Source organism: uncultured Dialister sp., assembly GCA_900314595.1.
Taxonomy (GTDB): Bacteria; Bacillota; Negativicutes; order Veillonellales; family Dialisteraceae; genus Dialister.
The window spans coordinates 21,046-44,913 of record OMVW01000004.1 but is presented as its reverse complement, the minus strand read 5'-3'; the positions used below and the strand labels follow the sequence as shown (position 1 = coordinate 44,913).

The 23,868-nt window shown below is 49.4% G+C and carries 24 protein-coding genes and 1 other annotated feature; of the genes, 2 read left to right on the top strand and 22 right to left on the bottom strand.

Annotated features, from left to right (window positions below; translation table 11 throughout):
* The 6 genes from QZN42_RS02835 to QZN42_RS02810 all read right to left on the bottom strand — a co-directional run bounded on the left by QZN42_RS02835 (position 1) and on the right by QZN42_RS02810 (position 7,001).
* The gene (locus QZN42_RS02835; RefSeq protein ID WP_296954216.1) at positions 1-588 is read right to left on the bottom strand and encodes a phosphatase PAP2 family protein; all 588 of its coding nucleotides are present in this window, start codon (positions 586-588) and stop codon (positions 1-3) included.
* Positions 589-1,365: 777 nt separating this feature from the next.
* A complete protein-coding gene (locus QZN42_RS02830; protein ID WP_296954215.1) occupies positions 1,366-1,596 on the bottom strand; it encodes an RNA helicase in 231 nt (76 codons plus the stop codon).
* A 310-nt stretch (positions 1,597-1,906) separates the two neighbouring features.
* A complete protein-coding gene (sucD, locus tag QZN42_RS02825) occupies positions 1,907-2,809 on the bottom strand; it encodes a succinate--CoA ligase subunit alpha (protein WP_296954214.1) in 903 nt (300 codons plus the stop codon).
* 9 nt (positions 2,810-2,818) lie between these two features.
* Complete coding sequence (gene sucC, locus QZN42_RS02820) at positions 2,819-4,009, bottom strand: ADP-forming succinate--CoA ligase subunit beta (protein ID WP_296954213.1); 1,191 nt, start codon at positions 4,007-4,009, stop codon at positions 2,819-2,821.
* Between the two features lie 314 nt (positions 4,010-4,323).
* Complete coding sequence (argH, locus tag QZN42_RS02815) at positions 4,324-5,751, bottom strand: argininosuccinate lyase (protein WP_296954212.1); 1,428 nt, start codon at positions 5,749-5,751, stop codon at positions 4,324-4,326.
* The gene (locus QZN42_RS02810; protein WP_296954211.1) at positions 5,748-7,001 is read right to left on the bottom strand and encodes an argininosuccinate synthase; all 1,254 of its coding nucleotides are present in this window, start codon (positions 6,999-7,001) and stop codon (positions 5,748-5,750) included. Before QZN42_RS02810 ends, argH begins: the two co-directional genes overlap by 4 nt.
* Positions 7,002-7,431: 430 nt before the next feature.
* Between QZN42_RS02810 and QZN42_RS02805 the strand changes: the two genes are divergently transcribed.
* Positions 7,432-8,175, top strand: coding sequence for a class I SAM-dependent methyltransferase (locus tag QZN42_RS02805; protein ID WP_296954210.1), 744 nt, complete (start codon positions 7,432-7,434; stop codon positions 8,173-8,175).
* Between the two features lie 658 nt (positions 8,176-8,833).
* Positions 8,834-9,493: a TetR/AcrR family transcriptional regulator gene (locus QZN42_RS02800; RefSeq protein ID WP_296954209.1), complete on the top strand. Its 660-nt coding sequence runs from the start codon at positions 8,834-8,836 to the stop codon at positions 9,491-9,493.
* Positions 9,494-9,602: 109 nt separating this feature from the next.
* On the opposite strand, the gene speE is transcribed toward QZN42_RS02800, so the two are convergent.
* The 16 genes from speE to QZN42_RS02720 all read right to left on the bottom strand — a co-directional run bounded on the left by speE (position 9,603) and on the right by QZN42_RS02720 (position 23,776).
* Positions 9,603-10,457, bottom strand: a complete 855-nt coding sequence (gene speE, locus QZN42_RS02795) for a polyamine aminopropyltransferase (protein ID WP_296954208.1) — start codon at positions 10,455-10,457, stop codon at positions 9,603-9,605.
* A 2-nt stretch (positions 10,458-10,459) separates the two neighbouring features.
* Positions 10,460-11,080, bottom strand: a complete 621-nt coding sequence (locus QZN42_RS02790) for a DivIVA domain-containing protein (protein ID WP_296954207.1) — start codon at positions 11,078-11,080, stop codon at positions 10,460-10,462.
* A 175-nt stretch (positions 11,081-11,255) separates the two neighbouring features.
* Positions 11,256-12,047 (bottom strand): RNA-binding protein, encoded by a 792-nt coding sequence (locus QZN42_RS02785; RefSeq protein WP_296954206.1) that lies wholly within the window; start codon positions 12,045-12,047, stop codon positions 11,256-11,258.
* Between the two features lie 177 nt (positions 12,048-12,224).
* The gene (proC, locus tag QZN42_RS02780; protein ID WP_296954205.1) at positions 12,225-13,022 is read right to left on the bottom strand and encodes a pyrroline-5-carboxylate reductase; all 798 of its coding nucleotides are present in this window, start codon (positions 13,020-13,022) and stop codon (positions 12,225-12,227) included.
* A gap of 1 nt (position 13,023) precedes the next feature.
* Positions 13,024-13,455 carry a cell division protein SepF gene (locus QZN42_RS02775; protein WP_296954204.1) on the bottom strand — a complete coding sequence of 144 codons (432 nt, stop codon included), beginning with the start codon at positions 13,453-13,455 and terminating at the stop codon, positions 13,024-13,026.
* A complete protein-coding gene (locus QZN42_RS02770) occupies positions 13,455-13,961 on the bottom strand; it encodes a cell division protein SepF (protein ID WP_296954203.1) in 507 nt (168 codons plus the stop codon). The genes QZN42_RS02775 and QZN42_RS02770 overlap by 1 nt, the downstream gene beginning before the upstream one ends.
* Before the next feature lie 11 nt (positions 13,962-13,972).
* On the bottom strand, positions 13,973-14,659 hold the full coding sequence (locus QZN42_RS02765; RefSeq protein WP_296954202.1) for a YggS family pyridoxal phosphate-dependent enzyme: 687 nt from the start codon (positions 14,657-14,659) through the stop codon (positions 13,973-13,975).
* Positions 14,660-14,939: 280 nt separating this feature from the next.
* Entirely contained in the window at positions 14,940-15,935 is a 996-nt protein-coding gene (locus QZN42_RS02760) for an ABC transporter substrate-binding protein (protein ID WP_296954201.1), read from the bottom strand.
* 143 nt (positions 15,936-16,078) lie between these two features.
* Positions 16,079-17,077, bottom strand: a complete 999-nt coding sequence (locus QZN42_RS02755; RefSeq protein ID WP_296954200.1) for an ABC transporter substrate-binding protein — start codon at positions 17,075-17,077, stop codon at positions 16,079-16,081.
* Positions 17,078-17,097: 20 nt separating this feature from the next.
* Positions 17,098-17,880, bottom strand: a complete 783-nt coding sequence (locus tag QZN42_RS02750; RefSeq protein WP_296954199.1) for a transporter substrate-binding domain-containing protein — start codon at positions 17,878-17,880, stop codon at positions 17,098-17,100.
* A gap of 117 nt (positions 17,881-17,997) precedes the next feature.
* Positions 17,998-18,206: a binding site (T-box leader), on the bottom strand.
* A 37-nt stretch (positions 18,207-18,243) separates the two neighbouring features.
* Positions 18,244-19,035, bottom strand: a complete 792-nt coding sequence (locus QZN42_RS02745; protein ID WP_296954198.1) for a TetR/AcrR family transcriptional regulator — start codon at positions 19,033-19,035, stop codon at positions 18,244-18,246.
* A 139-nt stretch (positions 19,036-19,174) separates the two neighbouring features.
* Entirely contained in the window at positions 19,175-19,969 is a 795-nt protein-coding gene (gene truA, locus QZN42_RS02740; RefSeq protein ID WP_296954197.1) for a tRNA pseudouridine(38-40) synthase TruA, read from the bottom strand.
* 269 nt (positions 19,970-20,238) lie between these two features.
* A complete protein-coding gene (locus QZN42_RS02735; RefSeq protein ID WP_296954196.1) occupies positions 20,239-21,042 on the bottom strand; it encodes an energy-coupling factor transporter transmembrane protein EcfT in 804 nt (267 codons plus the stop codon).
* 1 nt (position 21,043) lies between these two features.
* Positions 21,044-21,901: an energy-coupling factor transporter ATPase gene (locus QZN42_RS02730; protein ID WP_296954195.1), complete on the bottom strand. Its 858-nt coding sequence runs from the start codon at positions 21,899-21,901 to the stop codon at positions 21,044-21,046.
* A complete protein-coding gene (locus QZN42_RS02725) occupies positions 21,877-22,755 on the bottom strand; it encodes an energy-coupling factor transporter ATPase (RefSeq protein ID WP_296954194.1) in 879 nt (292 codons plus the stop codon). The genes QZN42_RS02730 and QZN42_RS02725 overlap by 25 nt, the downstream gene beginning before the upstream one ends.
* Positions 22,756-23,014: 259 nt before the next feature.
* Complete coding sequence (locus tag QZN42_RS02720; RefSeq protein ID WP_296954193.1) at positions 23,015-23,776, bottom strand: HAD-IIB family hydrolase; 762 nt, start codon at positions 23,774-23,776, stop codon at positions 23,015-23,017.
* Positions 23,777-23,868 lie beyond the last annotated feature (92 nt).

The window sequence follows — 23,868 nt, the reverse complement described above, 5'->3', positions numbered from 1 at the left end:
TCACCGCCCCCTGACCTTCATTACCAGCACATCGCTGATGAAAGAAGCAATGAGGGCAATGGGATTAAAAAAGTGAATCACCGAAGGACGGTGGAAAAGGAAGTGCACCATGCCGGCCAGCGTAAATCCGCCGAGAAGGTCCGTAGGATAATGCATACCCGAAAAGAGGCGGGAAAAGGCAAGAATACCCGCGAGGAGCGTCATGAGCCAGGAGCCTTTGAAACGGTACCTCAGAAGTTCCATGGCAATGAGAGATCCATGCATGGTGTGATTGCTGGGGAAGGATGCATTGGCCTTATGGCCTGTAAAATTCCAGATGGCAGGATCCCTTGTAAAAGGGCGCTTCCTGAACCAGACCTTGCCGATGATAAAGGAAATAAGGGATGCCACAATGACTTCCGTGAAAATAATGAGGCAGGACCGGCGCCTTTTCTCCCGGTCACTCCCCGGAGCAAACCAGAGAAGAAGTCCGTAAATCACAAAAGCCCAGTGGCCGTAACGGGTAAAAAGATCCATGGCCAGGTCAAAAGGACGCACCTTCCCGGCCAGGCCATTGATTTTCTTTACCAGTTCCATATCAGGATTCATGACAGTCACCTCTTTTTCCGAAGTGCCAGAAATCAGAATTTGATTTCTGTGGTTATTTCTCATTTTAGCATACTAATGGAAATTTGACAAAAAATGGGAAGTTTTTGGCCTTTCTTTTCGACTTGAGCTGCAGAGGATTTCGGGCCTGGGCCTTTTGGGTATTCGTATGGCCCGCCGGTCCGACTTGCGCTTTAGAGGCTTTTGCGCCTGGAACTTTGAGGTATTCGCTGGGCCTGCCCGTCCGACTTGATCTTTCGAGGCGTTTGTGCCTGGAACTTTGGGGTATTCGCTGGGCCTGCCCGTCCGACTTGAGCTGCAGAGGCTTTTATGCCTGGGCCTTTGGGGTATTCGTTTGGCCTGCCGATCCGTCTTGAGCTGAAGAGGCGTTTGTGCCTGAAACTTTGGGGTATTCGTTTGGCCTGCCGGTCCGTCTTGAGCTTTCGAGGCTTTCGTGCAGACAGCTTATTTGTATTCGTGGGTTACTCCGATTAACCATTAACCCCAATGTACGGTTTCACGCAAGATGGCCATCCTTCGGATGACAGCTCTCCATTCATTAACCATTAACCCCAATGCACAGTTTTCCGTAAGGCAGCCACCCTTCAAAAGACAGTTCCCCGTTCATTAACCATTAACTCCAATGTACAGTTTCATGCAAGACAGTTATCCCTTCTGAAGAAAGTTTCCCTATTATCTATTCCCTATTAGCTATTACCTGTTAGCTATTCCCCATTTGCCCCAAAAGCACAATAAAAAAAGCCCTCCCCGGGGCAATTTTTATTTCTTTTCTTTTTCTGCTTTTTCCTCTTCCATTTTCTTTATGGCTTCTTCCTTTTTCTTCTGGGCCCGGGCGTAGGCGCCGCTTCTGTTTAGAGCCATGGAGATGACGGCCACAATGGCACAGAGAAGGATGAAAAGGTTGATGGTTGTGAAGCCCACCGTTGCTATGCGGTAAACGGCATAAATGAGGACAAGGACGAGGAGCATATCCTGGAATTTGGCAAACATGGGAACCTCCGCTTTGAATCAATTACTATATCTACATTAATGGAAGAGAGCCATTCCGTCAAGAGGGAGAGTTTTGATATTCGCCGTTAGCAGTTAGCCGTTAGTGGAGAAAGGCTCATGAAAGCAAGTCGGAATCCATTTTCCATGACCGGTACCGCGGGCCGCAAATCAAAAATTTTTCGAAAATAAAAATACCGCGGCATACCATTATGACGAATGCCGGACCTTTCTAAAACTAACAAAAAGAGACTCTAAACAATTGTCAGAGTCTCTTTCTTTATAAGGCCAAAGCTTCTGTCTGTTAAACAAATCAGCAGGTATGGCAGATTTCGTACAGTCCTTTTTCTTTCAGCAGTTTAATGACTGTATCACCGATGTCGGCTACGGTATTGGCTACCGGAATGCCTACGGCTTCCAGGGCTGCAATCTTTTCAGCAGCTGTGCCTTTGCCTCCGGTAATGATAGCGCCTGCATGGCCCATGCGCTTTCCTGGAGGCGCCTGACGGCCTGCGATGAAGGCTGCTACCGGTTTTCTCATATTTTCATGAATCCACTTTGCTGCCTGTTCTTCCGCATTGCCACCGATTTCACCGATCATGAGGACTGCTTCGGTATCTTCATCATCGTTATAAAGCTTCAATACATCGATGAAATCAGTACCTTTGATCGGGTCGCCGCCGATGCCGACAGCTCCGGTCTGGCCGATACCTGCCTTGGTGAGCTGGAAAGTGGCTTCATAGGTGAGGGTGCCGGAACGGGAAACGACGCCTACATGACCTTTTTTGAAAATCTGGGCCGGAATGATGCCGATATTGCTTTCATCCACGCAGAGGAGCCCCGGGCAGTTCGGCCCGATGAGTCTTGTCTTCTTCCCTTCCATATACCGGTGTACGCGCACCATCTGTTCTACCGGAATATGCTCGGTAATGCAGACGACGAGATCCATTTCCGCTTCTACGGCTTCCATAATGGCATCTGCTGCAAATGCTGCAGGGACGAAAATGACAGAAGTCCTGGCGCCGGTTGCTTTTGCTGCATCACGGACTGTATTGAAAACCGGTACGCCGCAGCAGAGTTCTCCGGCCTTGCCGGGAGCTGTACCTCCGACGATTCTGGTACCGTCGGCCTGCATCTGGGCTGTATGGAAACGGGCAGCCTTGCCGGTAATGCCCTGTACAATGACTTTTGTACCTCTATTGATTAAAATGCTCATAAGCCCTCCTTATTTCTTATTTTCCTTAACAAGACGAATAACCTTCTTGGCTCCGTCATCCATATCAGATGCGGGGTAAAGGTTCTTGATATTTGCCTCTTCAAGAATCTGGCGTCCCCTTTCCACGTTTCTGCCTTCGAGGCGGACAACTACAGGAATGGGGAATTCTTCTTTGCCGCCGGAGAGGAGAGCCGCAGCCTGTGCGATGCCGGTAGCAATGACATCGCATTTATTAATTCCGCCGAAAATATTGATCAGAATACCATGCACCTGATCATCTTCCAGCATAATCTGGAAGGCAGCCACGATTTTTTCAGGTGTGGAATCGCCGCCTACGTCGAGGAAGTTGGCCGGTTCGCCGCCATTTTCCTTGATAATATCCACAGTTGCCATAGCCAGGCCTGCACCATTGACCATGCAGGCTACGTCGCCGCCCAGGTTGACGTAGTTCAAACCTTCTGCAGCTGCTTTCATTTCCTTATCATCTTCTTCGGTGATATCGCGAAGTGCCAGGATTTCCGGATGACGGGAGAGGGTGCTGTCATCGAAATTCAGCTTGGCATCCAGGGCCATGACATCACCTTCATCGGTAACGACCATGGGGTTCGTTTCGGCCAGGGAGCAGTCTTTTTCTACAAAAATCTTGTACAGGCATTTCATGAACTTGGCTGCTTTATTCACGACTGCCGGTTCGAAATGAAGGCTGAATGCCATACGCCGTGCCTGGAAATCAGCAAGGCCGATGACGGGGTCGATGTATTCACGGATGATTTTTTCCGGAGTTTTAGCCGCAATATCTTCAATAGACATGCCGCCTGCCTCGGAACCCATCATAACGACGCATTCGCTCTGGCGGTCCACAACGAAGGAGAGGTAGTATTCCTTTTTGATATGACAGCCGGCTTCAATAAGAAGTCTGTTTACTTTCTTGCCTTTCGGTCCGGTCTGGCGGGTCACAAGGGTGGAGCCGAGAAGTTCTTTCGCATATTTACGGACTTCTTCTTCGTTGTGCGCCAGTTTGACGCCGCCTGCCTCACCACGTCCGCCGGCATGAATCTGTGCTTTGACAACGACTACCGGTGTCCCAAGACGTCTGGCTGCTATCGAAGCATCGGAAACGGTAAATGCAGAATACCCTTCCGGCACGTGAATGCCATATTCTTTCATAAGGGCTTTTGCCTGATATTCATGAATATTCATAAAAATCCTCCCTTCCAATCAAGGAAATAACGATTGCCTGGATGTTCAGTCTCACTCATCATACCACTTTATGTATAAACAAAAAAGGTACATTTATTCAATTAGCATACTCTTTGCAAAAATAGTATAGTTTTATAGGAGTATATTGCAAAAAAGGTATGAGTGACTCCCCTGTGGCATCATAAGCGTTCCATCAGCTTTGTTTCTGATGGAAACCAGGCTGATTCCATGCAGGGGTACAGAGAAAAAGCCCCGCTTTCGCGGGGCTTTTTCCCTGTGAAATTGTCTATACCAGGCGCATTGGCCGTGGCTGCTTAACCGAGGAAGGCCATGGATTCTTTCCAGGCCGATGCAGTCTCTTTCATCTCTGCAATGACTTTTTCGCCATGTGCCTGCTGACGGGCCACGGACTTTGGTCCTGTACCGCCATAGCTTTCGCGATTCTTCACGCAGTTTTCAATCTTCAGCGTTTCCAGAATATCTTCTTCAAAGAGAGGAGATAAGGATTTCAGTTCTTCCATGGAAAGGTCCAGAAGCACTTTGTGATGTTCTATGCAGTAATGCACCGCATTTCCCACCACGGCATGGGCTTTCCGGAAAGGAAGACCTTTCTTTGCCAGGTAGTCTGCCATATCGGTGGCATTGGAGAAGTCATGCTCCAGCACTTCCCTCGTGTGACTGCCGTTGACGGTCATGGTATTGATCATGCCTGCATAAATATCGAGAGCAAAGTACAGGTTGTCAATGGCATCAAAGACTCCCTCTTTATCTTCCTGCATATCCTTGTCATAGGCAAGGGGCAGGCCTTTCATAACGGTCAGAAGGCCCATAAGGCTTCCGTAAATACGGCCGGTCTTTCCGCGGATGAGCTCGCACATATCCGGATTTTTCTTCTGGGGCATAATGGAGCTGCCCGTGGAATACCCGTCGTCCAGCTCGATGAACTGGAATTCGCTGGTACTCCAGTAAATGAATTCTTCCGAAAGCCGGGAAAGGTGCATGGCGCAGATAGCGGCAAAGGAAAGGAACTGAAGGAGGTAATCCCTGTCAGAAACGGCATCCAGGCTGTTTCCATAGATTTTTCCGAAATGGAGCGCTTCTCTCTCTTCTTCCGGAGCCGTGGGATAGGTGGTGCCGGCCAGGGCACAGGCGCCGATGGGAGACATGTCCGTCATTTCATAACAGTCCATGAGCCGCCTGAAATCCCGCTCCAGCATAGCGAAGTAGCAGAGCATATGGTGGGCGAAGAGTACCGGCTGGGCCCGCTGCATGTGGGTATAACCGGGAAGAATCACATCTTTGTATTTCTTCGAAGCAGAAAGCAGCGCTTCTTCCAGGGCGATGAGCTTGTCTGCCAGGCGTCCCATATTTCTCTTCATATACATATGAAGATCCAGGGCACACTGGTCATTCCGGCTCCGCGCCGTATGGAGGCGGGCGCCGGCATCGCCTATATCATCGGTGAGCCGTTTTTCCACATTCATGTGAATGTCTTCCAGCTCGATGGAGAAATCAAATTTCCCCTCATCGATTTCCTTCTTGATCTTTTTGAGACCCTCAGTAATTTTTTGTGAGTCCTCTTTGGAAATAATTCCTTGATTTGCCAGCATGGCCGCATGGGCCATGGATCCGGCAATATCTTCTTTATACATACGGCAGTCAAAGGAAATGGATGCGTTGAAATCGAGGGCGTTTTTCTCTTCTGCTTTCGTGAAGCGTCCGCCCCACATCATTTCACTCATTTGCTGTTTTTCTCCTTCATCAGGGCTCTGATAGTAAGCGGCAGTCCGAAGAGGTTGATGAAGCCTTCTGCATCGGCCTGGTTGTATACATCATCTTCGCCAAAGGTTACGAATTCTTCATTGTACAGGGAGTACGGGCTTTCAGCGCCATGGGACATGATATTTCCTTTATAGAGGCGAAGCGTAACTTTACCGGTTACGGTTTCAGAGGTCTTCTCTGCAAAGGCCTGCAGCGCTTCTCTCAGAGGAGCAAACCACATACCGTCATAAACGAGTTCGGAATATTTCACAGCCGTTACCTGTTTGAAATGGAAGGTTGCCCGGTCGAGGCAGAGTCTTTCCAGTTCGGTATGAGCATAGAAGAGGATGGAACCGCAGGGATTTTCATAAACCCCTCTGGATTTCATGCCTACCAGTCTGTTTTCCACAAGATCGTCGATACCGATGCCGTTTCTGGCCCCGATTTCATTCAGGGTATTCACCAGTTCCACCCCGTCCATCTTCTTGCCATTTACAGCCACCGGTACGCCTTTTTCAAATTCGATGGTCACCAGTTCATCCTTGTCCGGAGCGTCTGCCGGATCGCAGGTAACGAGGTACATATCTTTATGAGGCGCATTGGCCGGATTTTCCAGATCATCCCCTTCGTGGGAAAGGTGCCACATATTCCAGTCCATGGAGTACGGATATTTCTGGGCTGCTTTTTCTTCATCCGTCTGTTTTTCGTCGTATTTGTCAATCGGTACGCCATGGGCTTCCGCATAAGCCATTTCATCTTCTCTGGACTTCATATCCCAGATTCTCCAGGGAGCGATGATCTTCATGTGGGGAGCCAGAGCCTTTACAGTCAGTTCGAAACGGACCTGGTCATTGCCCTTGCCGGTAGCGCCGTGGCAGATGGCATCTGCGCCATATTTCTTGGCCATGTCCACCAGGCATTTGCCGATGAGCGGACGGGCAAAGGAAGTGCCCAGCAGGTACTTGCCTTCATACTGACCGTCAGCCTGAAGGACTTTGTAGGCATATTCTTCAATGAATTCTTTGCGTACATCCAGGGTTTCCGCATAGGATGCGCCGGAAGCCAGCGCTTTTTTATGAATGGCATCGAAATCTTCCGGCTGCCCCAGGTTTACGGTGCAGGCAATGACTTCGCAGCCATAATTTTCTTTCAGCCAGGGAATGATGACGGAAGTATCGAGACCACCGGAATAAGCAAGAACTACTTTTTTAACATTTTTTACATCAGCCATAATAATGCCGCCTTTCTTAAGGAAATAGACAATTTCACAGCCCTTCACAGCGGGCTTCTCAAACTGTGATAATTATACAGCTTTATGTATATTATTGCAAGCGTAATTTTGAAATATTTCCTTTTATCCGATAAATTATAAAAATGTATATCTGTTTTTTATCGATAATTTCTGGCTTTGCAGGATTTTTCAGTCACTAACGCGTTACTCATTTTTATACAAAATATACAATTATATATGTATAGAAGCGGCAAAACCATCCATCTGCCGGAAAGAGGGACGCCTTCCGAAGATGTACCTGAAAAATGAAAAGCAGACCTGTAAAATCCGTGAAATAAGGAGGTCCCGCCCTCTCTTCTCTCTCAAAACAGAATCGGTTATAATAAAGAATATAATATGTACGAAAAAATTTTCACAAGGAGGTACCACTATGAATCTTGAACTTAAGAATGCAGCGACCGGCGCAAAAGTAGAAAACTGCCTGCTCACTGCTTCCAACCTGTGGAACACGCCCCTTTCTCTCTGGGGCCTTTCGCGGATTGATATTCCGGAGGATGCGGAAATCCTTGATATCGGATGCTGCGGCGGAAAAAATCTGGAACGGCTGACAAAGCTGGCCCCCAAAGGCCACGTGAGCGGTATGGATGAATCGTTCCGGGCGGTGGACTTCGCATTCCGCCTCAATGAAGAAGCCATTGGTGAGGGCCGCTGCCAGGTCTATGAAGGATCCGCAGACATTCTCCCATTCGGTGCAGGCAAATTTGATCTTGTAGTCGTGGAGGATACATTCTTTTTCTGGGAAGATCCCGCCAAATGTTTCAAGGAAATTTCCCGTGTCATGAAGGCGGAAGGAAAGATTCTGCTCCTCCTTTCCAAGGGAGGCCTTGCTCCGCTGGACAAGTTCTTTGCAGCCCTGATTCCCGGCATGCAGGCCTATGGCCGGGACGATATCAGAGACCTTCTCGAAGATGCCGGTTTCCGGGATGTGGAAACAGCTTCCCGCCTGGGCGCACTTGTCGTCACTGCAGTAAAGCCCCTGTCCCTTCCCGCACGGGCAAAACGCAGACTGAATCTGCCGGATACGATTCCTTACAGCAAGCTGGCTGTCGCAGCTCTGGGCGTCCTGGCCCTTGGCGCTGCTGCCGCCGCTGCCGCTTCTAAAAAGAAGGAATAAATCATTTCAGAAATCCTCAAGGATTGTATCTTTTCTTTCTTCCTGCTGACGCTTCCTGTCCGCGCTGAACAGACGTCATGGAAATATATGGATCTTCCGGGTAGATGCAAATTATTTCCATCATTCCTTCCCGGCCGGTTAAAAGAACCGGGACAGGCAACTTTTGTGTTATGACTCATTGACTTTCCTCATGGAACCTCGTATAATTAAATACATTCTAAAACGTATTTTATATGTTTTGGAACAGGTATCTTCCCTGCGCGGTTTATCTGCCCCATGAAGAGACGGCTCCTGCCCTAACCTGGAGCGGTGTCCCTACGCCGACTCCGGCCGGATCCCCATCCGGTACGGGATGCTGTCCTTCTCCACGCACGGAAGAAATGAAGGAGCGGGATTCCCCTAAATCCCGCTCCTTTCCTTTTTCATTCAGAAATTAAAGGTATCTCTATTCATGTTTCCCATGATATAAAGAGATACCTTTTTTATTCAGTTATCGAATATTTTTATAAACTTTCAAATTTAACTGTTTTGACAGTGAATCCTGTTTGACAGTAAGGACTATTCTCTTTTATAATAATCCTAAGTTAGGGGGGGTAAGTGCATATTAAAATTTGCATGAAATATATACATTTTTAGTTAGGGGTAAAGTGAGGTATATATGGCAAAATCAGAAAAAAGGGCAGTGCACATGCAGGGGGTGCGGGAAAAAATCCTGACTACCGCGGAAAAACTTTTCCTTAGCCAGGGATATAAAAATACCACCATCCGGCAGATTGTGCAGATGTCCGGCATCACCTCCGGCAGCATCTACAATATCTTTGAGGACAAGGAGCACCTGTTCTCGGCGCTGGTGGACAAATTTATGGATATCATCCAGGACAGTGTGGATAAGGAATTGAAGGGTGAGGACGGCCTGCACAGGCTGGCAGGCCTGATTTACGTCGAGCTGTACTGCGCCCAGCTGAACCCGGTAATGCGGGAAATGATGGCCGCCTCCCATGTATCACCGATCCTTCTCGAGGATATTATAGCGCGCCATGAAAGAGTGATTTACGCAGTCACGGGGAATACGAAACAGGATGAAAGCTTCAGGTCGGATCTTCTTCTGGCAGAAGGGTCGGTAGGGGCGTACCTTTTTGCTTTTGAATTCAATGTGAAGCCGAATCCATCTGTGCTTCGTGAAAAAGTGGTTTGCGATGTTTTCCGTGCCATGGGGCTTGAGGCAGAGGAAATCGCTCTACTGATTCGTTTCGTAAGAGAAAAAGAACCGGTTTGGAAAAAAATTGCGGGCTCCATCCTGAAGCCGTCGGATGTATGAACTCTTCGAATCAATAAAAAAAGGCTGCATCTTTTCATGCGGCCTTTTATAAATAATAAATAAATGCTGTGCATGGACAGGGTATCGTCTGCACAGCATTTTTTTATTTCTAAAAACTGATTGTACCTTTAAACAGGAGATTCCTGATGAAGTTCGGAAGGATAAAGCAGCTTTTCTGGATTCCTTCGTTATAGTACTTCATGGGGGCAGGCACGTCTTTCCTGGGTTCCGTCGTAAGGGGATCATATTTCTTGGATGCCATCATGAAAGAGTGCAGGCATGCCGGGTAGATGGGTACATGGGAGTAATACATGCGCACAATGGGAAATACATCGCCCATGGCTTCGTACACATCATGAACGATATGCTGCTGCACGATGGGAGATTCGGTCTGCTGTACGATGAGTCCGTCTTCCCTCAGGGCATCGAAAGCGCTCCTGTAGAAATCCCGGGTGAAGAGGCCTTCTCCCGGACCGATGGGATCAGAGCAGTCGATGATGATGATATCGTAAAAATCTTTCACCGCTTTCGCAAAAGCAATTCCGTCCCCCACATGGATGTGGAGCTTTGCCGGCGGGTCATTCAGCACTTTGGAAATAGTAGGGAAATATTTCTTTGAAAGTTCGATGACCCTTCCGTCGATGTCACAGAGGTCTACCTGTTTGACGCACTCGTGGCGGCATACTTCCCGTGCTACCCCGCCGTCTCCGCCTCCGATGATGAGCACCCTCTCCGGATGGGGATGAAGCATGAGGGGCACGTGGGAAATCATCTCATGATAGGTCCACTCATCCTTGACGGACGTCTGGAATACACCGTCCAGGATAAGGATACGGCCATACTGAAGGGTATCCGCAATCTGGATATGCTGGAAAGGCGTCTTTTCTTCATGAAGCATCTTCGTGATTTTCAGGGTGAGCCCCAGGTTTTCATTGGCCCACTCCGTTACGTATGCGTTATCCATACTCAATCCTTCGGTTCTTCCGAGGAAGCCACGGTCTCTCTCGCCTGATCAAAAAGGTTGCCGGAATAAGGATCTTCCTCGGTTGCTTCTTCGGCAGAAGTCGTTTCACCGGGAGCCTGGAGAGGAGAAGCCTGTTCAGAAGCCGGTTTCATCCCGTCTTCCACGGGCTGCGGCGCCTGTACTGCCTTGGCCGCTTCAATCATGGCAAGAGCCGATTTGCAGTTGGACAGGAGTTTGGCAATATAAAGGTTCATATCCCCTTCTGCCTTCAGAAGGTCTTCATTCATTTTCCGGCGGGCCGCTTCTGCATCAGCCACGATTTTATGGGCTTCGCTCTGGGCTTCCTTGATGGACAGATCCGCTTCTTTGTGCGCAATCTTTTTCAGATTGTCTGCCGTCTCCTGGGCCATGATCAGGGTATTGGACATGGTGGATTCCATTTTCTCATAATTCCGAAGCTTTGTACGGATACCATCCATTTCCTCTTCCATTTCACGGTGTTCACGATAAATTTTCTCATAGTCCGAAGCCAGTTCTTCGAGGAATGCATTGACTTCCTCCTGGGAATAGCCGCGGAGCTGGCGGGAAAACGTCTTATTGTGAATATCCATCGGTGTAATCATGTGTTTCTCCTTTTTATAACAACTTGAATTCCATAAAATACGGTTACTATAGGTGAGAAGTTATCAGTTGCATTCAGCTCAGGCGGGAGGCAGAATTTTCATCTCAAATACGCACTGAGAGTGGTTAGCCATTAGCTATCAGCCATCAGCGATGAGCCGATCTGAAAACTAACTGCTACTTATATCGATTAATGAGCAGCCCGATCCTGCCTTTCCGGCTCACACCGGTCTGTTCCACGATTTCTATGCGGCCGCGGCCCCTGATGCTGATGATATCCCCCGGTTTTACGGCCTGCGAGGCGCTTTTGGCAGGGACCCAGTTCACTTCGGTCCTTTCATCATCCACTGCCTGGGCCATTTTGGAACGGGAAATGCCAAATCCGGCGGCCCCCACCGCATCAAGGCGCAGGGATGCCACAGTGGCCCTCACTTCTTTAGCAGTCTGTTTCGGAGGCTGTATTTCCGAAAGCGGAATTTCTTTGACTTCTACCGGTACCATGGCCACTTTATGGAAATTATCGATGAGCCAGCCTGCCATGGTTTTATCGCAGATCACCTGGCAGCCGGAGCCCTGCATGAGGATATCTCCCAGGATAGACCGGTCGATACCAAGACCCATCAGGCTTCCCAGCACATCCCGGTGACCGATGAGACGGTACCTGCCGTCCCAGGTAACGGAAAGAAGGGAAACTCCATAATCCACAGGGCCTTCATAATCATTGCTTTTGAAAGAAATGCGGACTCGTTCTGCTTCATGAAATCCGCCAAAGCCGGCGGATGTGACGGTCTTCATATGCGCCGCGATGGTCTGGCCGATCTGCCTTCCGTAGGGAGCCATGAAAGGACCAACGGCAAAAGGCCTGCCCCGCTCTACAGAATCTGCCAGATCCAGCAGGCGGATGGCCATTTCTTTTGCCTCATCACCGCCGGCCGCAAAAAACTTAAGAATTTTTTCTCTATCTTTCATTTCATCCTCTTTCCTGAAATGAGATCATATATTGTTCCTGTAAAGGTCGTATGGCTTTGCAGCCCTTCCCTTCACTGATGGAAGTATTCCAAAAACGAGCCGCCGCCTGGGGAATTCCTCTCCGGGCGGCGGACGGTTATTCACAAAATAAAATCCGCAAACCGGGTTTTATTTCCTTTATTTCTTCGCCATAGCGTCTGATTTATCGAGGCAGGCTTTCACTCCATCGATCAGGGCGGCCCGGAGGCCTCCTTTCTCCATGGCATAAATACCGGCAATGGTCGTGCCGCCCGGGCTTGTCACCTGGTCGCGCAGTTCGGCTGGATGTTTACCTGTTTCCAGTACCATTTTCGCTGCACCATACAGAGTCTGTGCAGCGGCTTCAATAGCCAGTTTCCTGGGCAGTCCCACAAGTACGCCTGCATCAGAAAGGGCATCAATGATAACGAAGGCATATCCCGGGCCTGCGCCGGAAAGGGCGCCCAGTTCATCGAGCTGCCGTTCCGTGACTACTGCCGCTTTGCCAAGTGCATTGAAAATATCGACTGCATCTTTCAGGAATTCATCACCTGCAAGGGTGCCTTTCGCAATGGCAGCCATGCCCTCCCCTACGGATGCCGGGGTGTTTGGCATGCAGCGGATTACTTCCGTTCCTTTGGGAAGACTTTTTTCCAGTGTTTCCAGAGTCACGGCTGCTGCAATGGAAAGTACGCGACGAGGTTTATATCTGGAAATTTCTTCCAGTACAGACGGTACTACATTCGGCTTTACTGCCACAATGACCATATCTGCTTCAGCAGCCACACTGCCATCAGCAGATACGCCGACCCCGTAGCGGGCTGCTTTTTCTTCTGAAGCCTCGAGGGAGTGTTCCTTGAGGAAGACCTCCTCCTTCTTCCAGAGCCCTTTGGCAAGGCAGCCGGAAAGAATGGCGCCTCCCATGGCCCCGCAGCCGATGAGCAGTATTTTCTTCATATTACGGTCCTTTCCAGGTAGGAATGCCCGATACAAAAGCCAGTCTGTCTTCATGCAGGTCAACCGTATCAGGGACACAGATGAGCACATCATCACCGATCAGGGTGATATCCCCATGGCACATGCAGACGGCTCCGCTCATGAAATCTACGAAGCGGCTGGCCACTTCATCATTCACATTATCTGAGAGTACAACCATGACGGATTTGCCCTGCTCCAGTGTCTCTACGGCACGGCGGGCATCGCCATAAGAGCCGGGAACCATGATGACAACCTGCTGGGGACGAATAGCCCTCGCCGGCAGCGCGCCTGCCGCGGGCACATCATCGCCATCTTCATCATAGCTTCCCTCTGCTTCCTCATAACCGGCTTCTTCATCGGTATCTTCAAACTGGTTTTTGAACCACTGAAGACCGTTTGAAAGGAAGGACATTAAGCCTGTGGTGCCCCAGAGTCCTGAGGCTGAGCGTTCCACTGGGGAGCAGCCGGTGCCTGCTGGTCAGAGTAAGCTGCAAAATTTTCACGGGATACGCTCATATTATTCGGCGCGCAGAGATAAATGCTTTCGGAAATCTGGTCAATTCTGCCATCCAGCGCATACATGATGCCCTGTACGAAATCGACGATACGCTGTGCTTCATCAGCATCGGTTTTTTCCATATTCATGACTACCGGGCGCATGGCTTTCAGATGGTCACCGATCTTTTCAGCATCTGCATAGCTCTTCGGATTCACAACGACCATGGTGTAGGGTTTAGCAGCCTGACGGGGAGCCGCACTGCGGCCGACGGGTCTTGCAGGATTGACGGCTGCCGGACGGGGCGGGACGGGTGCTGCCGGGCTAACGGCTTCTTCTTCCTCATCCAGTTCTTCTTCGTCTTCTCTTTCATCATCATCGCGGTCTACAAACTGGTCCTTAAATTTATCAAGTAAGCTCATGCTTTCTCCTCCTAATACTGTCTTGGCCCGAATATGGCCGTACCGATGCGCACCATGGTGGCACCCTCTTCAATTGCTATTTCAAAATCATGGGTCATGCCCATAGATAATATTGAAATCTGTCCTTTGGGAAATTTTTCTTTCAGTTCTTCAAAAAGCCGGCGGCCTTCCCTGAATACGGGCCGTGTCTTTTCCACATCCTCATATTCCGGAGCCATGCACATGAGGCCTTTCACGCGGATGTGCTGAAGTTCCTTCGCTTTATTGACAGCTTCTTCCATAGCCGAAGGTTCAAGTCCGGTTTTTGATTCCTCTCCGGAAATATTGAACTCCAGAAGCACTTCCTGTACCTTGCCGATTTCTCCTGCCCGCCGGTCGATTTCCTGCATGATTTCCAAGGAATCCACGGACTGGATGAGATCCGCCATGGCTACCGCTTTTTTCACTTTGTTCTTCTGCAAATGCCCCTGCAGGTTCCAGACGACAGGAAGCGTGAGGACTTTATGTTTTTCTTCCATTTCCTGAACCCGGTTTTCTCCCACCTGTGTCACGCCGAGACGGATGGCTTCTTCCATATCCTGAAGAGGATGGAATTTCGTCACTGCCACCAGCTGTACTTCCTGACCATAGGGAGACCGCTTTTCCGCGGACCGGATCCGGTCCCTGACCCGGGCTAACCTTGTCTCTATCTCTGACATAGCCCCGCCTTCTTTATCTGTTTTTCGTATATTCCTCATGACGATAATTTGGGATATACCTGTTAAGTATTATACATCATCGGGATATTGACATTCCAGTAAATTTGTTGATTTTGTTTGAATTTTTGATGAAGAAAATTCCTGATTTGAATCAGTAATTTTTACGATTTACCGGTAAATAGAAATGGCGCCTGCAAACAGGCGCCATGTTCAGGAAAGACGAATCACGAGATATTCCTCTCTATGTCTGCGCAGCCTGGTCTTCCAGGTTGACTCCTGCTCACACCATCTGCGCTTTCTTCGCTATTTCTTCCGGAATCGTGATTCCCAGGGTTTCAGCAGTTTTCTTGTTGATCACGATGGGGAATTCTTTCTGGTGCTCAATAGCCCTCGTTTCCGGTTTACTCTTGCCGTCCAGGATATCGGCAGCCATGTGGCCGGTCTGGATGCCAAGTTTGTAATAGTCCACGGAGAGGGAAGCCAGAGCCCCGTCTTTGGCCATGATTTCAGCGCCTGCAAAGACAGGAATCTTATGTGGATCCGTAATCTTCACGAGGTTTGCCATGGCGGAAGCCACCGTATTGTCTGTGGGGACATAGATGATGTCTACTTTTCCGATGAGGGATTCTGCCACCTGCTGAATGTCATTGACATTGTGAATGGTCCTTTCTTCCACAGTCAGATCATGGGTTTTGCAGTAATCCCTGAGCATATTGGCCTGAACCTCGGAATTGACTTCACTGGCCGTGTAGATCAGACCCACTTTCTTTGTATTCGGTGCCAGTGAAAGAGCCAGCTTCATCTGGGGTTCGATAGGCGTCAGGTTGGAGACGCCGGTGACATTACCGCCGGGAGCATCATTTGTCTTGACCAGCTTCGCTGTAACGTAGTCGGTGATGCAGGTGCCCACGATGGGGATGTCCCTGATTTCATTGGCCATGGTCTGGGCTGCCGGTGTAGTGATGGCACAGACAAGTTTCGGTTTCTCCGAAGCAAAACGGGAAGCAATGGATTTCAGATTGGCCTGATCCCCCTGTGCGTTCTGCTGATCGAAGTGGACTTTATCCTCTGTATAGCCTCTTTCTTTCATGCCTTCCATGAATCCCTTATTGGCAAGATCCAGGGAACCGTGTTCCACGAGCTGTACTACGGCTACGATTGGTTTTCCTGAAGATGCGGCGGAGGATCCTGCCCCTTTATCACTGCCGCAGCCTCCGTAAATCAGGGCTGATGCCGCAAGCACAGCCGCCATTCCAAGTTTCATCCATTTCTTCATAAATATTCTCCTATCCTACCATCCCATTTTTAATTCCGGCCTGCTTACCTTCCATTTTATCTGCCGGTTTGGGAAATAGACTTAATCCGGGGTCCGTTTCCCCTTTTTCGTTCACCGGTATCCGGAAACGAAATATTTCTTACTTAAACCATCTGTGCTTTCTTTGCGATTTCTTCCGGAATCCTGATTCCCAGAATTTCTGCATCTTTCTTGTTGATCATGATGGTATATTCTTTCTGGTGCTGGATTGGCGCGGTTTCCGGCTTGATTTTGCCATCCAGGATGTCCGCCGCCATCTGGCCTGTCTGTATGCCCAGCTTGTAGTAATCTACGGAAAGAGCTGCCAGAGCTCCGTCTTTAGCCATAATATCGGCCCCTACAATGACCGGTATCTTATGGGCATCGGTAATCTTCATAAGGGTGGGAATCGCCGAGGCCAGTGTATTATCGGTGGGGACATAGATGAAATCTACTTTGCCTGCCAGGGATTCAGCTACCTGCTGGATATCATTGACACTGTTTACGGTCCTTTCTTCCACTGCCAGATTATTTCTCTTGCAATAATCCTTCATCATATTGGCCTGCACTTCGGAATTGACTTCGGAAGAGCAGTAGATGAGGCCGATATTTTTCGCACCCGGTACAAGGGCCCTTCCCAGATCCATCTGGGCATCGATGGAGGCCAGGTCGGATACGCCGGTGACATTGCCGCCAGGCTTTTCATCATTCTTCACCAGTTTGGCAGTGGTGTAATCAGTGATGGCTGTGCCGACAATCGGGATATCCTTGATTTCATTGGCTACCGCCTGGGCTGCAGGCGTAGCAATGGCACAGATGAGCTTCGGTTTTTCAGAAGCAAATCTGGATGCGATGGTCTTCAGATTGGACTGGTCGCCCTGGGCATTCTGCTGATCGAAAGTAACTTTGCTTTCATCATAGCCCCTCTGCTTCAGGCCATCCACGAATCCCTTGTTTGCCTGGTCAAGGGAACCATGCTGTACGATCTGGACTATGCCGATGATTGGTTTATCCGAAGGAGGCAGCTGCTGTTTGCCGCCCTGTCCTCCTCCGCCGCAGCCTCCATAAAGGAGCGCTGCCGCCGCGATGGCTGCTGCCATACCGATTTTCATCCACTGTCTCATATATGTTCCTCCCGTTTCCCTTATTTAATATATTTATCTTCCAGTTCTTCCATGGTACCGGTCGTTTCCATTTCTGCCAGGAAGAAGTTCACATAGTTCAGGAAATCCTGGTCTCCCTTTTCCATCAGGGCACCGAAGCGGCTCTTTGTGAAAGGTTCATCCACAAGGGGCGCCGCCAGTTTTTTATTGAGCTTCACATAGCGGTTGGCTTCCATGGTTTCCGTAATCATCACGTCTGCTTTGCCTTCTGCAATGAGGCCCGGTATTTCTGCATTCTGTTCATGAATGAGGAGTGTGGCTTTCGGCAGGTTGGCTTTGGCGAATTTTTCGTTCGTTCCGCCCGGATTGACCATGACTTTCACTTCCGGCCGGTTCAGATCTGCCAGGGATTTGTATTTCCCTTCCTCACCTTTGCGGCAGAGAATGGTCTTCCCGAAAAGAAGATACCCGTCGGACATGGTCAGTGTCCTTTCACGGTCAAAGGTGCGGGTAATGCCGCAGAGCGCAAGGTCGAATTTACCTGCGGCCGTATCGGCGGAAAGTGTCTTCCATGTGGTGGGCACGAATTCCACCTGTACATGAAGGGAATCGGCCAGTTTCTGTGAAAGCTCCACGTCGAAGCCTTCATACTGACCCGTTTCCCTGTCTTTATAGGACATGGGCCGGTAATCGCCCGTGGTGCCTACGCGGATGGTCCCGCGGGCTGCAATATCTTCCAGATGAGCCGCCATGGCATCCATTCCTCCTGCCATGAGCAGTCCTGCTGCCATAAGGGCAGCTGCCTTCCATTTCAAACCTTTCATTTGAATCCTCCTCTTCTTCCGGTACCATCAAAAAATCCCCGCTTCATTGCTGAAGCAGGGACGAAATTTTTCGCGGTACCACCCTTCTTATCTGATTTGAAACAAAAAGGGTGGTACCAAAGGGACGGATTATCCGTGGTACCACCCAAATTATCTTCATCAGATCAACTCTCTGCCCTGTAACGGGGGCTCTACGTCAGGGCCTACTGTCATTTCAGCTCTGCAGTTCAGGAAAGAACTTCCTCATTTCTCCGCTGCCGGTTCTCACCAGTCCGGCTCTCTTTGAAACTTCTGAAACAAGTACTTTTTTCCATCAGCACTTTTTACGTGTTGCATACATTTTAGCGAATGAGGTCCTTTTTGTCAAGACAGGGATTTTTTATTCCGGATCCCGTTCATGAGCACATCGTAGGCCTGGGTCATGTAGGATTCTTCGGAAATATCTTCTTCCACCTCAAACCGTTTCTTGATTTCATTCATCAGGTAGTAGTATACCACCATGCCGGCCCAGGATATGCAGACTTCCGTGGGCTTCAGGTCTTTCCGGAAACAGCCTTCTTCCATGCCTTCCGTCAATGCGCCGCGCAGCACCATGAGCACCATGGCGAACCGTTCCTTCCCGATGGAAGCAAAGACATCGGTGGGATGGATCATTTCCCAGGAAAAAATGCGGAGGATGTACGGCCGGTCCTCCATGAGGCGGAAGAAGAAATGAGCATACATTTCCATGACTTCCGTAGGGCTCCTTGTGCCGTCTGCCGCTTTTTCCACAAAGTCTACCAGAAGGTTGGAGCCTTTTTCCAGAATGTCCGCATACAGCTCCCGTTTGCCGCCGAAGTAATAGGAAATAGCCGCACTGTTGACCCCTGCTTCTTTTCCTATATCCCGGATGGATACGTCTGAATAGCCTTTCAGCGCAAAGAGCCGAATGGCGGCATCCCGGATCTGTTTTTTCTTGTCCGGCACTGTTTCTTCCTTCGACTTTGGAAATAGTTCCTGATACAGTTCTTCCTTGGTTCCAAAATAATAAGAAATAGAGGACACATTCACTCCTGCCTCGCGGCTGATATCCCGGAGCGATGTGTCCTGGTAACCATTCTCTTTAAAGAGCTTCTTTGCCGCTTTGCGGATCTGCTCTTTCTTTGTCAATACCATAGTCCTCTCCCCAAAATGAAATGAAATTGATTATTGTTATTATTATTTCCTATATTATAACTCTTTCGGGAGAAAATTGGAACGTGAGAATTGAACGATTGAACTGTTTTAACTGGAACGTAATAATCGATTCACCTGTTCAGCACCAGGGAAATAGTGGCCGGGAAAGTGTCTCTTCAACTGCCTCTTTTGTAATGGGTGAAAAGTAAACGCGAAGGAGACAAAGACCTTCTGCAGGGGCGGTCATTCCCAGCTCCTTCCGGTCTTTTAATGCGAGGATCCTCGTGATATCGTCCGGCGACAATGCCCCGGTTCCTGCATCGACAAGGGCACCGGCAATATTTCTCACCATATGGTAAAGGAACCCTTCCCCGGTGACGAAAATCCGGACATAAGGTCCATCTTTTGCGATTCGGATTTGATTGATTTTCCGGACGGGAGAAGAAGGGACCGAATTGTTCCCGCGGAAAGAAGTGAAATCGTGAGTGCCTTCCAGCACTTCAGCCGCCTTTTCCATCAGGGAAAGATCCAGATTCTTCCCGGTCCTCCAGATATAGCGCTTCAGGAAGGGCGGACATTCCCTCTCCTCTGTCAGAAGATACCCATAGGTCTTTCCGAAATTTCCTTTCCGCACGGAAAAATCCATATCTGCTTCCATGCTTCTCGTCACGCGGATATCGTAGGGCAGCACTGCATTCATGGCATAGATGAAGCGATCTCCCGGAATGGTGGATTCCGTATAAAATGTACATTCCTGTCCATAGGCATGGACGCCGGCATCGGTGCGGGCCACAAAATAAAGGGTGGTTTTCACTCCGGTAATCTGAAGGAGGCAGTTCTCCACCATCTCCTGCACGGTCATTCGGTTTTCCTGCCGCTGGAAACCGGCGTAATTTGTGCCCTCATAAGAGAGGGTAATCCAGATATTTTTCATATAGCCTCGGATTTGTAGATGGGTAATGAGTAAGGGGTAATAGTTAATGGGTATCGGTTATAGTTGGCAGCTGCATTGTACACAGGCGAGCGGCGGTGCGATCGTACTATATTTCCTATCCGCGGAGATTTTCCCACAATCAGGCAAAGGCTCTGTAAAATGAAGTCAAATCAGCCATTCGCCATCAGCAGTCCCACGGATGAGAAACCAATGGAAACTGCGAAATGATCACTAAACAAAAATTGGCAGGAGTATTTCCCGCCAATTTTTTATCTGAAATAAATATAAAGCACGATTAAAGCCACGGTCACAATAACTACGGCAAGGAATGCATTCCTGTCCCGCCAGGTGTAGGCCAGCTGATGCATTTTCGTCCTGCCTTCACCGCCCCGATAACAGCGGGCTTCCATGGCCGTAGCCAGGTCATCGGCCCGGCGAAAGGCGGAAATGAAGAGCGGTACCAGAAGAGGCACCATGTTTTTGGCCCTCTGCCAGAGATTGCCGTTCACAAAGTCCGCGCCCCTGGAGGACTGTGCCTTCATGATACGGTCTGTTTCCTGAAGAAGGGTCGGGATGAAACGGAGCGCGATGGTCATCATCATGGCCAGTTCATGAGCAGGCACGCCGAAACGGCGGAAGGGCATGAGAAGCGCTTCGATGCCATCGGTGAGGACAATCGGGCTGGTCGTATAGGTCAGGAGGGAGGAAAAAGCGATAAGGAAAACGAGACGGAGCGTCATGATGAGACCGTTCGTAATACCTTCCTGGCTGATATGGATGAATTTCCAGGTGAAGAATTCATTGCCCGGGGTGGTGAGCATGTGAATGACCATGGTAAAGACGAGAATGATCCAGAGCGGTTTGATGGCTTTCCAGATAAGTTTTGACGGTACGCCGGATTTGGCGATGGCCGCAAAAGTAAAAGCCGCCACAAGGACATAGGAGAAAAGGTTATTGGCAAGGAAAATGGCAATGATGAAAATCATGGTACACAGGATCTTTGCCCTGGGATCCATGCGGTGAAGGAAGGAATCACCGGGATAATACTGGCCGAGAGTGATATCTGTAAGCATCTTATTTACCTCCCAGCATTTTGTACATACGATCCACGGCTTCCTGAACAGTCTTCGCGTCTTCCGGTACAGGGATGCCTTTTTCTTTCAGATAGAGCAGCGTCTGGGTAAGAGGCGGCGCATCTACGCCGCAATCCTTAAGTTCCTTCCTGTGATGGAGGAAAATATCCATGGGCTTTCCATCAAGTACGAGGTGTCCCTTGTGCATGACAAGGAGCCTGGTCGCCAGGCGGGCGATATCATCCATATTATGAGAAACAAGGATGACGGAAAATACGCCTTTTTTATACCAGCTCTGGATGCGGGCAAAAATTTCCCTTCTGCCGATTGGGTCAAGTCCTGCGGAAGGTTCATCAAGGATGAGGAAATCCGGGTGCATGGCAATGACTCCGGCAATGGCTACACGTCGCTGCTGGCCGCCGGACAGGCGGAATGGCGAACGCTGCCCGAAAGTTTCATAATCAAGGCCTGCAAATTTCATGGCGCTCTTTACGCGCTTTTCCGTTTCTGCCTCATCGCAGCCCAGGTTTCTGGGCCCGAAGGCAATGTCTTTGGCCACTGTTTCCTCAAAGAGCTGGTGTTCCGGATACTGGAAAACCATGCCTACGGAATGACGCTTCTTCACTACTTCTTTCGATTTGGCCGAAAGGTCAATACCATCGATGGTGACTTTGCCGGTCGTAGGATGAATGAGGCCGTTCAGGTGCTGGATCAGGGTAGATTTGCCACTTCCCGTATGGCCGATGATTCCGATGAATTCTCCTTTCTCAATGGTAAAGCTGATATTTTCCAGCGCCACCTTTTCAAAAGGAGAACCCTTGCTGTAGACGCAGCTTACATTTTCGACACATATGGACATAATGCTTCTCCCAGCTCCTCATCTGTCATACAATCTTCAGGAATGGAAAGTCCCTTCTTTCGAAGGCCATAGGCAAGGTCGGCTGCCACCGGCACATCAAGCCCCCAGGCCGTCAGCTTTTCCGCCTGGGAAAATACTTCCTTCGGGGTGCCTTCCATGCGAAGCTCTCCTTTTTCAACGACCATCACATGGTCTGCAGTCACCGCTTCTTCCATGAAATGGGTGATGAGGACGATGGTAATCCCTTCTTTTTCATTCAGTCCGTGAATGGTATCCATCACTTCCCGGCGTCCTTTGGGATCCAGCATGGCCGTCGGTTCATCAAGAACGATGCAGTCCGGTTTCATGGCAAGGATGCCTGCGATGGCGATTCTCTGTTTCTGTCCGCCGGAAAGCATGGCGGGGGAATAGGTACGGCAGGCCGTCATGCCCACCTTTTCCAGCGCATCATCTACACGCTTCCTGATTTCTTCAGAAGGCACGCCGATATTTTCCGGGCCGAAGGCCACATCTTCTTCCACGATGGCTGCCACCAGCTGGTTGTCCGGATTCTGGAAGACCATGCCCACCTTCTGGCGGATATCCCAGATATGGGAAAAATCAGAAGTCTTCATGCCTTCCACGTAAAGTTCCCCATCCGTAGGGATAAGGAGCGCATTCAAGTGACGGGCCAGGGTGGATTTACCGCTTCCGTTAGTGCCGATAATAGCCGTAAAGGAGCCCTTTTTTATGGTCGCCGTAACGTCCTTCAATGCATCAAACTTCTTCCCGTCCTCCATTTCAAAGGTATGGGTTAAATGACGGATGTCAAAAAGGACTTCCTCTTTTCCATCCTTCAGTTTTTCTGTATCCATATTTCCTCTTTTCAAATCAAGAAATACAAAAATTCACTGATACTTTATGATAGCAGAAGTGAACCTTTGACGTCAATGGGAAATTGTAAATGTAAAATACACATTTAGATTAACAAACAAGCGCTGTCCCTGACAAGAACCGGCCATCAGCTTGAGGCGCACCATGCGTGGACGGGCAGAAATTTTTCAAACTGAAAACTCCCCGTTCGCACGAACGGAGAGTCTCATCCATTTTATCCATAAAAGGACAGTTGCTGCTTCAGATCCACCCGAAATGCCTGCATGCATTATATATCCCATCTTCATCTGCCCGGGAAGTGATATATTTCGCCAGTTCCTTCAGCTGCGGCTTCGCATTGCCCATGGCCACGCTCATCCACTCAGGACGGAACATGGTACGGTCATTCATACCATCACCAAAGACGATGATATCCTGATCGGAAATACCGTATCGTTTCTGTATTTCCAGGATTCCTCTCTCTTTGTGGACCGGTTCCACCAGCATGGTATCTGCCGAAAACCACACGTGAGGCAGCGTATAGAGAGGAATATCCTCCTGTTCTGCTTTCGTGCAGGCAATGAAAATTTTGTGAATGACATCCACAGAAGGGATATAGAAATCAGGAATCACTGCCGTTTCATAATACCGGTCCTTCACTTTTTCCAGATATTTCGTGGTTCTGGTGATACGGAATTTCCTGTTATAGGGGCAGAAGGCGAAAGGATGCTTTTCTTCGTCAATTTCAGAAAGGGTGCGGATGCAGGCATCGAGGGGAAGGCCTTCATCATAGAGGATTTTTCCGTCGATGGTCACCGCATTTCCCCCATCGGAAACGATGGAAGAAATACCGAGGGTCCTTCCCACTCTGGCCGCATCAGACTGCATGCGGCCCGTGGCAATGGCCACGAAATGGCCTTTTTCCTTGAGCAGGCGCACCGCTTCCCTGGTGCTGTCCGGATAATCCGCCGTAAGCGGCGTAGTCAGCGTCCCGTCGATATCAAAGAAAAAATATTTCCTCATGCCCTGCCTCCTTTACTACATATTATAGTATCATATTTTGTCGTCCGGGAAACATTAGAAATGCGTCACACATGCCTTCCGGCTCTCATATG

Excerpts from the sequence above, each read along its gene's own strand:
- QZN42_RS02720 (WP_296954193.1), bottom strand. The coding sequence starts at position 23,776 with ATGAGGAAATATTTTTTCTTTGATATCGACGGGACGCTGACTACGCCG.
- QZN42_RS02785 (WP_296954206.1), bottom strand. The coding sequence starts at position 12,047 with ATGAAAGATAGAGAAAAAATTCTTAAGTTTTTTGCGGCCGGCGGTGAT.
- proC (WP_296954205.1), bottom strand. The coding sequence starts at position 13,022 with ATGAAGAAAATACTGCTCATCGGCTGCGGGGCCATGGGAGGCGCCATT.
- QZN42_RS02745 (WP_296954198.1), bottom strand. The coding sequence starts at position 19,035 with ATGGTATTGACAAAGAAAGAGCAGATCCGCAAAGCGGCAAAGAAGCTC.
- sucD (WP_296954214.1), bottom strand. The coding sequence starts at position 2,809 with ATGAGCATTTTAATCAATAGAGGTACAAAAGTCATTGTACAGGGCATT.
- QZN42_RS02765 (WP_296954202.1), bottom strand. The coding sequence starts at position 14,659 with ATGTCAGAGATAGAGACAAGGTTAGCCCGGGTCAGGGACCGGATCCGG.
- QZN42_RS02725 (WP_296954194.1), bottom strand. The coding sequence starts at position 22,755 with ATGGATACAGAAAAACTGAAGGATGGAAAAGAGGAAGTCCTTTTTGAC.
- QZN42_RS02810 (WP_296954211.1), bottom strand. The coding sequence starts at position 7,001 with ATGGCTGATGTAAAAAATGTTAAAAAAGTAGTTCTTGCTTATTCCGGT.
- sucC (WP_296954213.1), bottom strand. The coding sequence starts at position 4,009 with ATGAATATTCATGAATATCAGGCAAAAGCCCTTATGAAAGAATATGGC.
- QZN42_RS02790 (WP_296954207.1), bottom strand. The coding sequence starts at position 11,080 with ATGATTACACCGATGGATATTCACAATAAGACGTTTTCCCGCCAGCTC.
- truA (WP_296954197.1), bottom strand. The coding sequence starts at position 19,969 with ATGAAAAATATCTGGATTACCCTCTCTTATGAGGGCACAAATTACGCC.
- QZN42_RS02830 (WP_296954215.1), bottom strand. The coding sequence starts at position 1,596 with ATGTTTGCCAAATTCCAGGATATGCTCCTCGTCCTTGTCCTCATTTAT.
- QZN42_RS02835 (WP_296954216.1), bottom strand. The coding sequence starts at position 588 with ATGAATCCTGATATGGAACTGGTAAAGAAAATCAATGGCCTGGCCGGG.
- argH (WP_296954212.1), bottom strand. The coding sequence starts at position 5,751 with ATGAGTGAAATGATGTGGGGCGGACGCTTCACGAAAGCAGAAGAGAAA.
- QZN42_RS02730 (WP_296954195.1), bottom strand. The coding sequence starts at position 21,901 with ATGTCCATATGTGTCGAAAATGTAAGCTGCGTCTACAGCAAGGGTTCT.
- QZN42_RS02735 (WP_296954196.1), bottom strand. The coding sequence starts at position 21,042 with ATGCTTACAGATATCACTCTCGGCCAGTATTATCCCGGTGATTCCTTC.
- QZN42_RS02805 (WP_296954210.1), top strand. The coding sequence starts at position 7,432 with ATGAATCTTGAACTTAAGAATGCAGCGACCGGCGCAAAAGTAGAAAAC.
- QZN42_RS02750 (WP_296954199.1), bottom strand. The coding sequence starts at position 17,880 with ATGAAAGGTTTGAAATGGAAGGCAGCTGCCCTTATGGCAGCAGGACTG.
- QZN42_RS02770 (WP_296954203.1), bottom strand. The coding sequence starts at position 13,961 with ATGAGCTTACTTGATAAATTTAAGGACCAGTTTGTAGACCGCGATGAT.
- QZN42_RS02800 (WP_296954209.1), top strand. The coding sequence starts at position 8,834 with ATGGCAAAATCAGAAAAAAGGGCAGTGCACATGCAGGGGGTGCGGGAA.
- QZN42_RS02755 (WP_296954200.1), bottom strand. The coding sequence starts at position 17,077 with ATGAGACAGTGGATGAAAATCGGTATGGCAGCAGCCATCGCGGCGGCA.
- QZN42_RS02775 (WP_296954204.1), bottom strand. The coding sequence starts at position 13,455 with ATGTCCTTCCTTTCAAACGGTCTTCAGTGGTTCAAAAACCAGTTTGAA.
- speE (WP_296954208.1), bottom strand. The coding sequence starts at position 10,457 with ATGGATAACGCATACGTAACGGAGTGGGCCAATGAAAACCTGGGGCTC.
- QZN42_RS02760 (WP_296954201.1), bottom strand. The coding sequence starts at position 15,935 with ATGAAGAAATGGATGAAACTTGGAATGGCGGCTGTGCTTGCGGCATCA.